This window comes from Coprothermobacter sp. (assembly GCA_013824685.1).
GTDB lineage: Bacteria > Caldisericota > Caldisericia > Cryosericales > Cryosericaceae > Cryosericum.
In genome coordinates, this window is the sequence record PNOG01000020.1 from 81821 (window position 1) to 95242 (window position 13422).

10 protein-coding genes, 1 tRNA gene and 1 pseudogene are annotated in these 13422 nt (G+C 58.2%); 4 read left to right on the forward strand and 8 right to left on the reverse strand.

The window, feature by feature from the left end; genetic code table 11:
• Nucleotides 1-84 precede the first annotated feature (84 nt).
• From C0398_06405 to C0398_06430, 6 genes are read right to left on the reverse strand one after another with little or no spacing between them, the layout of a single operon-like run.
• A complete protein-coding gene (locus tag C0398_06405; GenBank protein MBA4365619.1) occupies nt 85-1032 on the reverse strand; it encodes a ribose-phosphate diphosphokinase in 948 nt (315 codons plus the stop codon).
• Nucleotides 1022-2398 (reverse strand): UDP-N-acetylglucosamine diphosphorylase/glucosamine-1-phosphate N-acetyltransferase, encoded by a 1377-nt coding sequence (gene glmU / locus C0398_06410; GenBank protein ID MBA4365620.1) that lies wholly within the window; start codon nt 2396-2398, stop codon nt 1022-1024. The genes C0398_06405 and glmU overlap by 11 nt, the downstream gene beginning before the upstream one ends.
• Nucleotides 2399-2405: 7 nt before the next feature.
• Nucleotides 2406-3596, reverse strand: a complete 1191-nt coding sequence (locus C0398_06415) for a glycine C-acetyltransferase (protein MBA4365621.1) — start codon at nt 3594-3596, stop codon at nt 2406-2408.
• Between the two features lie 4 nt (nt 3597-3600).
• Nucleotides 3601-4650, reverse strand: a complete 1050-nt coding sequence (tdh, locus tag C0398_06420; GenBank protein MBA4365622.1) for an L-threonine 3-dehydrogenase — start codon at nt 4648-4650, stop codon at nt 3601-3603.
• The gene (locus tag C0398_06425) at nt 4647-5285 is read right to left on the reverse strand and encodes a thymidylate synthase (FAD) (protein ID MBA4365623.1); all 639 of its coding nucleotides are present in this window, start codon (nt 5283-5285) and stop codon (nt 4647-4649) included. The genes tdh and C0398_06425 overlap by 4 nt, the downstream gene beginning before the upstream one ends.
• Entirely contained in the window at nt 5282-6073 is a 792-nt protein-coding gene (locus C0398_06430) for a 5'-methylthioadenosine phosphorylase (protein MBA4365624.1), read from the reverse strand. Before C0398_06430 ends, C0398_06425 begins: the two co-directional genes overlap by 4 nt.
• A 145-nt stretch (nt 6074-6218) precedes the next feature.
• Here C0398_06430 and C0398_06435 point away from each other — a divergent pair.
• From C0398_06435 to C0398_06450, 4 genes and pseudogenes are all read left to right on the forward strand, one after another.
• Nucleotides 6219-6294: transfer RNA gene (locus C0398_06435), tRNA-Ala, on the forward strand.
• Nucleotides 6295-6816: 522 nt separating this feature from the next.
• A pseudogene (locus tag C0398_06440) lies at nt 6817-7406 on the forward strand (hybrid sensor histidine kinase/response regulator).
• A 57-nt stretch (nt 7407-7463) separates the two neighbouring features.
• On the forward strand, nt 7464-7925 hold the full coding sequence (locus C0398_06445) for a hypothetical protein (protein ID MBA4365625.1): 462 nt from the start codon (nt 7464-7466) through the stop codon (nt 7923-7925).
• A 97-nt stretch (nt 7926-8022) separates the two neighbouring features.
• Nucleotides 8023-10488 carry a hypothetical protein gene (locus tag C0398_06450; GenBank protein MBA4365626.1) on the forward strand — a complete coding sequence of 822 codons (2466 nt, stop codon included), beginning with the start codon at nt 8023-8025 and terminating at the stop codon, nt 10486-10488.
• A gap of 391 nt (nt 10489-10879) precedes the next feature.
• Here C0398_06450 and C0398_06455 read toward each other — a convergent pair whose 3' ends face one another.
• Nucleotides 10880-12904: a bifunctional (p)ppGpp synthetase/guanosine-3',5'-bis(diphosphate) 3'-pyrophosphohydrolase gene (locus C0398_06455; GenBank protein ID MBA4365627.1), complete on the reverse strand. Its 2025-nt coding sequence runs from the start codon at nt 12902-12904 to the stop codon at nt 10880-10882.
• Nucleotides 12901-13413: an adenine phosphoribosyltransferase gene (locus tag C0398_06460; GenBank protein MBA4365628.1), complete on the reverse strand. Its 513-nt coding sequence runs from the start codon at nt 13411-13413 to the stop codon at nt 12901-12903. Before C0398_06460 ends, C0398_06455 begins: the two co-directional genes overlap by 4 nt.
• Nucleotides 13414-13422 lie beyond the last annotated feature (9 nt).

Sequence of the window (13422 nt, forward strand, 5' to 3'; positions counted from 1 at the left end):
CAACTCCTCACTCATAAGATATCGGCATATCTTTGACATTGTATGTCAAATCAGCTCTGAATCAAGTAGACAGCCTTCAGACTATCACAGCTGAAACAGGGCGGAGACCGATGAGTGGTTGTGGATGCTGTAGACGGCCTTGGCGATGAGCTCCGACACCGACAACACCGTAAACATCGAGGGAAATTCGCGTCCGGGGACGAACATCGTATCTGTCACAATCACTTCGCTGAAGTTCGACCGGGCAAACAGTCCAAGGGAGTCCCCCGCAAAGACGGCATGAGTCGCGCAGGCAATGACGCTCTTGGCGCCCTCGGTCAGGGCACGGTTGCAGGCGTTCAACATCGTATTGCCCGTATGGATTGCATCGTCGGCAATAATAACGTTCTTGCCTCGTACATCACCGATGAGTGACTGAAATTCGACCGTGTCCGGCGAAAGACGCTTCTTCACAAACAGAGCCTGTGAAGCATGAATGGTCTGTGCAAACGTACTGGCCCTCGCCACGCCTCCCACATCAGGAGACAGGACAACAAGGTCCTCTAGCTCCTTGCGGCTGATATACTGCGCAAACTGGACCATGGCCGTCAGGTTGTCCGCAGGGATGTCGAAGAAGCCCTGAATCTGAGCAGCATGGAGATCGATTGCGACCACACGGTCTGCGCCCGCCACTGTCACGAGGTTCGCGACCAGTTTGGCACTGATGGGTTCTCGGGAGCGAACTTTCCGATCCTGGCGCGCATAGCCGAAAAACGGGATGATCGCTGTTATGCTGGCGGCTGAAGCGCGTTTCAGAGCGTCAAGCAGGATCAGTAGTTCGAACAGGTTCTCTGCCGGTGTATTGGTGGGCTGGATGACGTAGACGTTCAACCCCCGCACGTTCTCGCTGATACGCAACTTGATCTCTCCGTCAGGAAAACGGCCGACCTCAGCCTGACCGAGAGGAATACCAAGATAGGACGCGACCTTCTCGGCCAACGGTTTGTTTGCATTGCCAGAGAAGATCCTGATCGGGTTATACTCATTGTCCATGTTTTTTCCTCCTGACCCATCCCTCTTTGTCGACTTGAACCGCTCGTGCGATGGCAAGAGCTTCCGGGGGCACATCATGGGTGATCGTCGACCCGGTCGCAGTGTACGCTCCCTCATGAATCGTCACTGGAGCGACCAGATTGTTGTTGGCGCCGATGAAGACGTCTTTCTCGATGACCGTGCGGTGTTTGGCATGCGTGAATCCATCGTAGTTGCAGGTGATCGTTCCCGCTCCGACATTGACGTTCTCGGCAATGGCAGCGTCGCCGATATACGAAAGATGTGGAACCTTGCTTCCTGCTCCCAAAGATGAGGCCTTGAGTTCGCAGAAAGCGCCGACCTTTGATCGTTCGGCCATCAGCGTCCCCGGCCGGATGTAGGAGAAGGGACCGACTGCACAGTTGCTTCCTATCGTGGAGCCCTGCACGAACGAGGCCAGGACTGTTGTCTCATCGCCCACCTGCGCGTCGATGAGAATCGTGTTGGGCCCGATGATACTGGAGTTGCCTACCCTGGTGGCTCCCTTCAGACAGGAACCTTGCCGGATCTCTGTATCGCGTCCGACAACGACATCCCAATCGACGCGGACTGTTCCCGGCATGTCGACGGTAACGCCCTCCCGGTACAGATGGTCCAGCTTCCGCCGCTGAAGCAGACCAGTGGCCAGCGCGAGCTCTGCCCGGTCGTTCACCCCAGACATCTCCCATGCGCCGCGAGCCACAGGACAATGCACATGACTGCCATCCTGCACAGCCATTGAGAGACAATCCGTGACATAGTACTCACCCTGAGCATTGTTCGGCTTCATCTGTGCCAGCCACCTGCGAAGCTCCGCCGAACGGAACAGGTAGATGCCGGTGTTGATCTCGTGAATGTCAAGTTGTTCCGGCCGCGCGTCTCGTGCCTCGACAATGCCGGCGAACGCTCCGTCCACGGTCCGCACGACGCGTCCCAGTTGGCCGGCGTCATCAAGATACGCCGCAAGGACTGCTGCATCGGCCTGTTCAGCAAGACTCTCGTCAAGGAACTCGCGGTAGTCCTCTGCGGACGGAAAGGGATCATCCCCGTTGCATACGAGGACGTACTCCGCAGAAACGTGGTCCATGCCGCACTGGACGGCGTGACCGCTGCCATGCTGTTCAGGCTGAACCGCGTAGGTCAGGCGGTTGCCGAATGCCGCGCAAAACGCCTCATTGGCTGCCGGTGTGACGACGATCGGCTGGACATCGATGTCCTTCAGTGCATCAACAACGTACCACAACATGGGATGGCCCAGGACATCATGGAGAACCTTGGGCACCGCACTCTTCATGCGGGTGCCGAGTCCTCCGGCTAGGATCAGGGCCTGGACAGCAGGAGTGGACATCACACGCCTAGCTCTTCAGAATACCGAGCTCGAGAGCCGACTCATGGAACATTTCGGCCGCAAAGTCGAGTTGTTCCTTCGTGTGCGTCGAACACAACATGCAGCGGATGCGCGCCAGGCCCTGTGGAACCGTAGGGAAGCCCAGCGACTGCGCAAAGACTCCCTTCTCGAACAGCTTGGCAGAGAGATTCTTGGCAAGCCGGCCGTCGCCAATGATGACGGGAGTGATCGGGGTCTCGCTTCGCCAGGTGTCAAAGCCATAGGCCTTCATTTTGGCCTTGAAGTATGCTGCGTTTTCCCACAGCTTGCGCACGAGATCATCGCTCTCGGTCAGGATGTCGATAACCTTCAGGATTGCACCTGCATCGGCTGGCGTCATGGTTGAGCTGAACAAGATTGTGCGGGACTTGTTCTTGAGATACTCGACAAGCGTGTGCGTGCCTGCGACGTATCCACCCACCACGCCGAACGCCTTCGACATGGTTCCGACCTCGACATCAACTTCTCCCTCAAGATGGAAATGATTGACAATACCACGCCCATGATCCCCCAGGACTCCCTCGCCGTGCGCATCATCGACCATGGTGACTGCGCCGTATCTCTTGGCTACTTCGACGATATCGGGTAGTGGAGCGATGTCCCCATCCATGCTGAAGACACCATCAGTGATGACCATCTTCGTGCCCGGCTCATTCTCGTATTCCTTGATCCTCTCTTCGAGACTGGCAGCGTCGCAGTGCTTGAAGGGCACGATCTTCGCCTTGCTGAGGCGGCAACCGTCGATGATGCTGGCATGATTCAGCTCGTCGCTGAAGATCAGGTCCCCGTCGTGGACAAGCGCCGGAATGGTACCGGAATTCGCGGTCAGGCCTCCCTGATACATCAAAACGTCCTCGACCTCTTTGAATGTCGCCAGCTTCTTCTCGCCGTCGACGATCAGACGCGTATTGCCGATGATCGTCTTGACGGCGCCAGACCCCACGCCGAACTCGTCGATAGCCTTCTTGGCAGCTTCCTTGACATCCTTGCGACCAATGATGCCCAGGTAGTTGTTGGCAGCAAGGTTCACGACATACTTGCCATCGATGGTACATGCTGGACCCTGTTCGGAGTCGAGCGTTCGTATGCGGAGAGTGAGCCCTTCCTGTTCGAGCCGGTCAAGCTCGGCCTGCATCATCCCCTGGAACTTCTCGTTCATGCCACTACCTCCCCGCGATCTGGAGAACGACTTTGCCACAGGTCCCGGCGACCATGGCGTCCATGCCTGTCTGCCAGTCCTCAAACTTCAGTTGATGCGTAATGGCAGGACTCGGGTCCACAATGCGCGAGGCAAGCAGCCGGGATACAGTCTGCCACGTCGAGAAGATCTTGCGTCCAGTGATGCCATAGATGCGGATTTCCTTGAAGATGACTTCATTGGTCAGATCAATGGTCACTGGGCGATCAGGAAGTCCGAGCATCGACATGCGTCCGCCTGGTGTCAGCACCTTCAGGCCCTGGTGCATGGCTCTCTCACTGCCGGACATCTCCAGCACGACGTCGACGCCAATACCATGCGTCTGCTCCCTGATCACCGCCTCGATGTCGTCGCGGCCGGGATTGAGAACGAAATCCGCACCCATGCTCTTGGCGAGATCCAGCCGATAATCCGAAAGATCAGTCACAAAAAGCTGTGTGGCACCGAAAGCCTTGGCAATTCCCACGGCGAGCACTCCGATCGGACCTGCTCCTGTAATGAGGACGGTCTTCCCCGATACCGACTCGGAATTGACGGTATCCAATGCGTTGCCCATCGGCTCCTGGATGGAAGCCCACGCAGCTGGAATCGACTGGTCGTTCTTCCAGAGCACGCGCTCTGGAACGGCGATATACTCGGCAAATGCGCCGGCGCGGTCCACGCCCAGGATCTGCAGGTTCTGGCAGACCTCACTATGGCCCGTATGGCACTGATAGCAGTGCCCGCAGTAAATGTGTGTCTCGGAACTGACGAAATCGCCCCCATTGAATCCCCGCACGGACCTGCCTGTCTCCACGACGTGTCCCGCGAATTCGTGGCCCATGATATGCGGAGTCTTGATCCGGTTCTGTGCCCACTCGTTCCACACGTAGATATGGACATCTGTGCCACAGATAGAGGCATAGTCAATCTTGACAAGCACTTCGTCCTCTGCGACCCTGGGGATGTTCACCTCCGTCAGTGTTGCCCCCCGTTCTGGACGTTCCTTCACAAGTGCAAGCATTGTTCCCGTCATTCCGCTCCTCCTCCCTGTCCCTTCGTTTTCAGGTGACACGCAAACGAGCGTTCTGGGCACTCCATTCCCTGTAGACATACCGGGCCGGCATGCTCGAACAGGAGGGGCGCCACGGCTTTGGCCTTGGCCAGCATCAACCACGCCAGAGCCCGAATCTCGAACTGTGCCCTCAGACAGCAACGCAGCTCAAAGAAGTGCCTCAGCTCCCTGGCATTCATCGTGACCACCAGACGTGACGCAACGCCCTGTGGAAGGACATAGCGGGCGTCTTCCTCATGGACACCTTCTGCGAGCAGACGTTCGTATTCCACGTAAGCCAGCTCATAGAAGCGTCTGAAATCATGGCCGGGGGGGGAGACGAAGATCGGCTGAGCCTTCGTGAACCGCAGGCTTTGCTGCGAGTACGAGGCAAGCCGGTGCCGAACCAACTGATGGGAAGCTGCACGCGACAGCCCTTCGACAAGAAACGTGAAACTCGCATGCTCGAGAACGGACAGATGACCGTTGCCACAGACCTTGCGCAGAATACCGGCGCTTCGATCGGCGTTGAATGGTTCGGTGCTGTAGCAGAGATGAGCTGCGTAGGCACACAGCATATCCGCATCCGGAGTATGAGCCAGCAGCTCTACCCTCATGAATTCAACAGGAAGTCGAGCGGATGCTCATCGTCGCCCCGACCGGCTGGGAGTTGTGCGATGCGGGGAAGAGACCGGCGCAGGACTTCAACGAGCGAAGTCGATGCTACAGCCATGGCGTCGAGAACCTCCTTGTGCGTAAGGAGTGAAGCACTTATGCCGGCCGCGTAGTTCGTGATGATGGCGATTGTCTGATACTCGAGACCCGCCTCCCGGGCAAGCGTCACCTCCGGCAAGCCCGTCATCCCGACCACCGATCCGCCCATGGCCGCATACATACGGACTTCCTGCGGCGATTCGAAGCGTGGACCTTCCGCCGCCACGTACACTTCGCCTGTGTGAAGCGAAAGCCCCAGGGCGAACATCTCCGTCGCCAGCACGTCCGTGACGGCTGCACTGTAGGGATGGGTCATGTCCGTGTGAACGACCTTGCCAACCTCGAAGAACGTCTGCGCGCGCACTTTGGTGAAGTCCAGAAAGCCGTCCATCAGCGCATACGATCCTGGCGCAATCGACCTCTTGAGCGACCCTACGGCACTCGTGGTGACGACCTTCTCGACGCCGAGCATATACAGTGCCATGATATTGGCACGGTAGTTGATGAGATGGGGCGGTACGACGTGACCTTCTCCGTGGCGCTTGAGGACGCACACATCCACATCGCCTATGGAGCCCTGGACATAGCACACGTCACCAAACGGGGTTTTGATGCTGGAGAGGCTCGCATCGGAAAGAAGCTGAACACTGTCGACGCCCGTGCCAATGATAAGACCAACAGGTCTGGACATGACTGCTCCTCAGGAACAAGTTGTCTCGTACCTAACAGATTGTAGTTCCAAGGTTGCCAATGTCAACCCAAAACCAGCTTCCAGGGCTACGTCCTCGCGACGGCGCTTTGACTATCACCACGAATTTCGTATAATTAGCGTCGATGGGGCCGTGGCTCAGCTGGGAGAGCGCATCCCTCGCACGGATGAGGTCAGGGGTTCGAATCCCCTCGGCTCCACCACGTTCTCCCTTCCCGCGTCAGGACTGACTTCTGGATCCAGACGACCTGTGCGGGTTCTCCCCCTATCTCCACCACCCGATCACCATCACCCTTCGTTCTGGCTTTGGGACTGATTTCAGATCGAGTCAACTCACACACGTTCTTGCGAAAGAGTGTCAGTGGGTACCTACGTCGGTGACTCCGAGGTCAATGCGTTTCATGAGCCCGCTCACCAGTCCAGCCGACCCGTCCTGACTGACTGGAAAACGATAACACACTACCTGAAACAGTGCTGCTGATACACAAGGAGCGGTCAGACGGAATGATTGCGGCACTTGACGCGTTCTGCGCCACGACTATCTTCAAATCAGGACCATGCGCATTCCCCACTTTTCGCGCGTGTCGCAAGCAACCTGCCACTCGACGAGGTCAAGGAGAGTTCAGGAGCTGCGAATGGAACGATATGCACAAGGCAGCCGCTGGCAGTGCGGGATGTCGTTGGCGTGCCCGACGTGGCACAGGAAGAGGCAAAAAGGGAAAACCATGACTGACAAAGGAATCCGTTCAGGCAAGGCTGCCATTCTCAACCCTGCCGCTGGCACGGCGAGGGGCATCACCGAGGTCTGTCGCCAGGAGTCCTTGCTTAGGACTGGGCCCTGCAGAACGCGATCTTCAACAGCGCCAACTTCTCGAGCATCGGCACGGACGCAAAGGGCGTCATCCAGATCTTCAACGTGGGAGCCGAGCGCATGATGGGATATGCGGCCGCCGACGTCTTGAACAAGATCACGCCGGCCGACATCTCCGACCCGCAGGAAGTGATCGCGCGGGCCAAGGGGCTCAGCGCCGAGCTCGGCACGCCGATCACGCCAGGGTTCGAGGCGTTGGTGTTCAAGGCATCGCGCGACATCGAGGACATCTATGAGCTGACCTACATTCGCAAGGACGGCAGCCGCTTCCCCGCGGTCGTGTCGGTCACGGCCCTGCGCGACGATGAAGGTGCCATCATCGGGTACCTGCTGATCGCCACGGACAACACGGCACGCAAGCAGGCCGAAGAGGCGCTGCGGAACGGGCAAGTCTACACACGCTCGCTTGTCGAAGCTGACATCGACGCGCTGATGGCCACCGAGCGCTTGGGACAACTCATCGACGACATGCTGCTGCTGTCACGGGTGACCCGCTGCCGGATGCATGTGGAGGAGACCGACATGAGTGCGCCGGCCGCCGAAGTTGCCGAGAGACTGGTCCAGGAAAACCCGCAGCGAGACGCCCAACTGAGCATCGAGCCGCGCATGACGGCGACGGGCGACCGCCAGCTGCTGCATATCGTGCTGGGTAACCTGCTGGGTAACGCCTGGAAGTTCACGTCCAAGCACGAGCACGCGCACGTCAGCATGGGAACTGAGCGCGACCCGGAGCACGGCCTCGCGTTCTTCGTGCGCGACGACGGAGCCGGATTCGACCTAAGATACAAGGACAAGCTGTTCGTGGCCTTTCAGAGGCTGCATTCACGGGAAGAGTTTCCAGGGACCGGCATCGGGCCGGCGACGGTCGAGCGGGTAGTCCGCCGCCACGGCGGGCGCGTCTGGCCCAACGCGCAGGTGGGACAGGGTACGACATTCCATTTCACCCTGGGAGGCGCATCATGAATTCCAAGATCGTCCTGCTGGCAGCTGGGGAGTGCGCCTACCTGACCAAACCGATTGACGTGAAGGAGTTTCTGAAAATGGTTGCGGAGAAGCGGGGATGACCGCCATTTTTGCGCGCCGCAACCTGCGCTCGCTATTGCGCACTGCGCTGATTGTTGCCGCATACCTGTGCGCGTTCATCATTCTCGACCTTATTTCACGTCAGTTTGAAGAACTGCGTGGGATTGTCGCCTGGTATCCGCCCGCTGGGCTAACTTACGCCCTGCTGTTGGTGTTCGGGGCGAGATTCACACCTGCTGTGACGATCGCCTCACTCATTGGCAGTGTATTCATCTATCACATGCCTCAACCCGCCCACCTGCTTTTTTTGTGGGCGCTCATTACATCTTCGATTTATGGCGTTGCTGCCGCGTTCCTGCGCCACCGAATTCGCTTCGATTGGCAGCTGCGAAAATTGCGCGACGTGACCTGGTTGGTTGTCACGGCTGTATTTGTTTCAGCGCTTCTTGCCGTACTTTCCGTTTTGAGTTCCGCCTTGAGCAGTGATATGCCGCGCAATGAAGTCCTGCGCGCGATTTTCATCTGGTGGATTGGTGAGACGGTCGGCGTCCTGACCATCACACCCTTTCTGCTTATCCATGTGATGCCGCGGCTGAAACGGTCTGCAGAAGGACGGCCAGTCAGGTCCCCCGCCCGCCGGTCATTTCCGCGTCCAACGCTCTCTGTCATTGGACAAGCGTTCAGCATCGCGTTTATGTTCTACTGGGTCTTTGGTGCGCGCGGCCTGGGTGAGTTTCGGCCCATGTATCTTATTACCTTGCCGCTCATCTGGATTGCCCTCGATTACGGCTTCAAGGGAGTCACCACCGGAATCGTAGTGTTGAATTTCGGGGTGATGTTAGCGATGTGGTTTTTTCGATTCGACCTCGCACCCCTGGGCGAACTACAACTGCTGATGATCGTCAATTGTATCGTTGGCTTGCTTATGGGCGCAGTTGTCACCGAGCGCAAGCGGGCTGAGAACGCGCTGCGCGAGAGCGAAGAGCGATATCGCACGCTGATTCAGAACGTGGGCGAGGGCATAGGTTTTGTTGATCCCGAAGAGCAATTCGCCTTCGCGAACGCTGCTGCTGAAGACATCTTTGGCGTACCGCCCGGCGGCCTTCTGGGGCGCAGTTTACGTGAGTTCACCAGCCCGGAGCAGTTCGGCATGATCCGTCAGCAATCGGACCGGCGCCAGGCTGGCGAAAAGAGCGTTTATGAGATTGAAATCAGTCGTCCTAAAGGAGAAAAACGCAACTTGCTCATAACAGCTGTCCCACAGTTTGATGGCCAGGGGAAAACTCTGGGCACCTTTGGCGTTTTCCGCGACATCACCGACCGGGTTCATGCAGAAGCAGACAAGGAAGCGATGCAGGGCCAGCTCCGCCAGTCCCAGAAGATGGAGGCTATCGGGACACTGGCAGGAGGGGTGGCACACGACTTCAACAACCTGCTGACCGGCATCCTGGGCAACATCGCCCTCATGCGCAGCAGCCTGCCCCCAACAGATCCATTGCTGGAGAACCTGAATGGAGCCGAGACCGCTGCCCGTCAGGCGGCGGACCTCACGAAAGGGCTGCTGACCTTCGGCCGCAGTGCCATGGTCCTGCCGGTGCCCATGAAGATCGCGGCCGCGCTCGAAGCGAGCCTGAAACTGCTGAAGCAGTCACTGCCGGCCACCATGGAGATCGTCCGCGACGACGATCAGGAAGCCTGGACCGTCCTGCTTGACCAGTCGCAGATGACACAGATCCTCCTCAACCTTGCTGTGAACGCCCGCGATGCCATGGTCGGCAAAGGGATGCTGACGATACGCACCAGGAACGAGGTTGTGCGGGAGGAATACGTCCAGAACCATCCGTTTGCGCGGGCCGGGGAGTACGTTCATCTGAGCATCAGGGATACTGGTCCGGGGATTCCACCGGCAATCCTGGAGCACCTCTTCGAGCCCTTCCATACGACCAAGCCGTCAGGGTCCGGCACGGGGTTGGGGCTCTCCGTCGTCTACGGTGCCGTCAAGCAGGCCGGCGGGTGGATCACGGCAGTGTCAACGGAAGGTGTCGGCACCACCTTCGACATCTACCTGCCACGCTGTCTGGAAGAACCCATGCAGTCCTTCACTCCCAGTCCCCTCTCTGCGAACGTATGCAGCGGAACGGTCCTGGTAGTCGAGGACGAGCCAGTCGTCTGCGAGGTCACACAGGCTCTCCTGAGCAGGAGCGGGTATACGGTCCTGACAGCGACGGACGGAGCATCAGCATTGAACGTCCTCCGGGATCAACCTCAGGGTATCGGGCTCATCCTGCTTGACATGACCATGCCAGGCATGACGACAGATGAGACCGTGAAAGCCATCCGGGTCCTGGACCCCACAGTCCCTATCCTGCTGAACTCCGGGTACACCTCCAACGGCGCCGTCAAGCAGATGCTCGACGAGGGCAGCGTCCAGGACTTCGTGGGCAAGCCGTACGACCTGCCCTCCTTGATGGAAGTAGTGCAAAGGCTTATTCGCAGAGGCTGAGTGGACCCTGCAGCGTCAAGACGACCGCCGACGCTGCATGGCTGACTCCTCAACATGCCTGGCATCGCACGGGGTCCTGCGCAAGACCTCGATTCTGAGGCATGTTCCGTGTCCAGCCCCAAGCCTGAAGAAACAGTAGTCTAGGCGGGCTTGGGAGTACGATCCGATCGAGAACCAAACCTGCGAGAGATCTTCGATGACTGAGCGTGGAGTGCCCCGATTAGGGCATTCAATGGTGGCCGTGAAGAGCGGTCCTTGCCCTTCGGCTCCACCATCATCCCTCTCTGCATCCATCATACAAGCCTGCATGCCAAGCCCTCGCCTGGGAAACCACAACCCTGGTTACCGCCCACCCACGGTCGTTTCGGGTCTGGATGGATACCTGCAGCCCCTACTGCTGCTTGACAGAGATGACAGACGTGAGGCCCCTGAGCGCTTCCATCGTCTGTCGATAGGCGGCTTCGTCAGCGAATTCCGCGACGATCTTGATCTGCGTACGAGGCGCCTCGCCCTTTTTCCTGAACATGGAGAGATGCTCGGCATTTTTCATGTACTTGATGTTGATGTCTCTCTTGGCAAACTCTTCAGACACCTGGTAGAGCACGCCGGGGACATTCAGGGTCTCGATGACAATGGCCCGCTCAAGCGCTTTCCGGGGGATCAACTCCCAGTGGGCGTCCACAAGACGCTCCGGCTCCATGGCTAGCGATGGAATATTGGCACAATCGGCCCTGTGGATCGTGACGCCTCTGCCGCGCGTTACGTAGCCGAGAATCTCATCGGGATATGAAGGACTGCAACATGTGGCCATGATAATCGGGAGCGTCGCATCGCCTCGAACGACGATACGAAATCTACTGTCCGCCGCAGCCCGCCGGTCCGACAGCGATGGGCGCGCCACGACCGTGCGCGGGCGCTCCTCCACATTGGGTCTCTCGGGGGACGAACGCTCCAATTCCTTCTTCCGCAGATATGCCCGGATGTGCCCCTTTGTCGAGGCTGCCTTGACGAACTTCAGCCAGTCTGACTTTGGCCCACCGGAATTCCGCGAGGTAATGACCTGCACGCGGTCTCCAGTCACGAGCTCAGTATCGATAGGCACGATGCGATCGTTGACTTTGGCTCCGACCAAGTTGTTGCCTACGTCCGTATGGATGCGATAGGCAAAGTCCACGGGAGTGGAGCCAACCGGCAGATTGATGACGTCCCCTTTCGGCGTGAAGACGAGGACCTCATCCGTAAACACGTCGACCTTGACGCGCTCCACAAACTCTCCACTGCTGCGGACATCTTTCTGCCAGTCTACCATCTGGCGCAGCCAGGCGAACCGCTCCGAATCGACCAGATCGGCCGCCTTACCTTCCTTGTACTTCCAATGGGCAGCCACACCCATCTCATCGACTTCGTGCATCCGCTTGGTCCGTATCTGGATCTCCAGCGGTTCTCCGTTGGAGCCCATCACGGTCGTGTGCAGCGATTGATAGCCATTCGGCTTCGGAAGAGCGATGTAGTCCTTCACCCGCCCGGGAACGACAGTGAATGCCTCGTGCACGTATCCCAGAACGAGGTAGCACTCAGGGATCGTGTTGACAAGAATCCGCACCGCCGTGAGATCGTAGATCTCGTCGAAGGTCTTGCCCTGCTGGACCATCTTGCGGTAAATACTGTACAGATTCTTTGGCCGGCCAGAGACCTGAGCGCGGATATCCTTCTCTTCCAGAAAGTGGTCGATCTGGTCGATCGTTTCCTGTACAAACGCTTCCCGCTCAACTCGCTTGGCAGCAACAAGTCCAGCCAGTCTCCGGTACTCATCGGGGTTCAAGAAGCGGAATGCGAGGTCCTCCATCTCCCACTTGAGCTCGTATATCCCGAGCCGGTGGGCGAGAGGAACGTAGATCTCCATGGTCTCCTGGGCAATACGCTGTTGTTTGTCCTCACTCAGATACTGCAGTGTCCGCATGTTGTGCAGTCGGTCAGCAAGCTTGATCAGGACCACCCGCAGATCTGCAGCCATGGCCAGCAGTATCTTGCGGACGTTCTCGAGGTTGGTCTCCTCACGGGAAAGGTAGTTCAGGCCGCGCAGCTTCGTCACTCCCTCGACCAGTGATGCTACCTTGACCCCGAAACCCTCTTCAAGCTCCTTCGCCGTCGTCTGTGTGTCCTCCAGGACATCATGCAGAAGACAGGCGGCGTACGTCTCAGCATCCAGACGATAGTCGGCCAGCACTAGAGCGGCTTTGACCGGGTGGAGCATATAGGGACTGCCAGAAGCACGTTTCTGATCCCCGTGCCTCTGGCGCGCAAACACGAACGCTCGTTCGACGAGGCCGACCTCCTCTGGGGAGAGCCAGCCTCCAAGCGTCGCTATGAGAGTCTCAAACTCCTTGTCAACGTTAAACTCAGTGTCAAGCTTCAAAGGTCAAGCAGCGAGACAACCCTTCCACCACTCAGCTTGCTGGCTCCGCCGAGGTCCTTCAGAGTCACCAGAAACGCATACGCGACAATGTCGCCGCCCAATGACTGGACGAGGTCGGCAGTAGCGCTGATAGTGCCACCCGTCGCCAGCAGGTCGTCGACGATGAGCACGCGTTCGCCGGGCTTGATGGCGTCCTCATGCATCTCAAGGATTGATACGCCATACTCGAGCTCATATTCCTTGCGGACCGATTTGTAGGGAAGCTTCCCCGGCTTGCGCGCAGGAACAAAACCGACATGCAGGGCGTAGGCCAGGGCAGCACCGATGATGAAGCCTCTCGCTTCCACTCCGACGATCTTGTCAATGCGGTCCGTTCTGAACTGTTTTGCCAGCTCGTCGACCGCAAACTCCAATGCATCCGCATCGCCCATGAGTGGCGTCAGGTCCCTGAACATGATCCCTTTCTGGGGGAAATCTGGAATGTCGCGTATGAAATCTCTCAGGTTCATGTTGCCTCC

Coding starts and splice junctions, on each gene's coding strand:
- tdh (MBA4365622.1), bottom strand. CDS start 4,650: ATGACGGGAACAATGCTTGCACTTGTGAAGGAACGTCCAGAACGGGGG.
- C0398_06405 (MBA4365619.1), bottom strand. CDS start 1,032: ATGGACAATGAGTATAACCCGATCAGGATCTTCTCTGGCAATGCAAAC.
- C0398_06445 (MBA4365625.1), top strand. CDS start 7,464: ATGCATGTGGAGGAGACCGACATGAGTGCGCCGGCCGCCGAAGTTGCC.
- C0398_06460 (MBA4365628.1), bottom strand. CDS start 13,413: ATGAACCTGAGAGATTTCATACGCGACATTCCAGATTTCCCCCAGAAA.
- C0398_06415 (MBA4365621.1), bottom strand. CDS start 3,596: ATGAACGAGAAGTTCCAGGGGATGATGCAGGCCGAGCTTGACCGGCTC.
- C0398_06430 (MBA4365624.1), bottom strand. CDS start 6,073: ATGTCCAGACCTGTTGGTCTTATCATTGGCACGGGCGTCGACAGTGTT.
- glmU (MBA4365620.1), bottom strand. CDS start 2,398: ATGTCCACTCCTGCTGTCCAGGCCCTGATCCTAGCCGGAGGACTCGGC.
- C0398_06450 (MBA4365626.1), top strand. CDS start 8,023: ATGACCGCCATTTTTGCGCGCCGCAACCTGCGCTCGCTATTGCGCACT.
- C0398_06425 (MBA4365623.1), bottom strand. CDS start 5,285: ATGAGGGTAGAGCTGCTGGCTCATACTCCGGATGCGGATATGCTGTGT.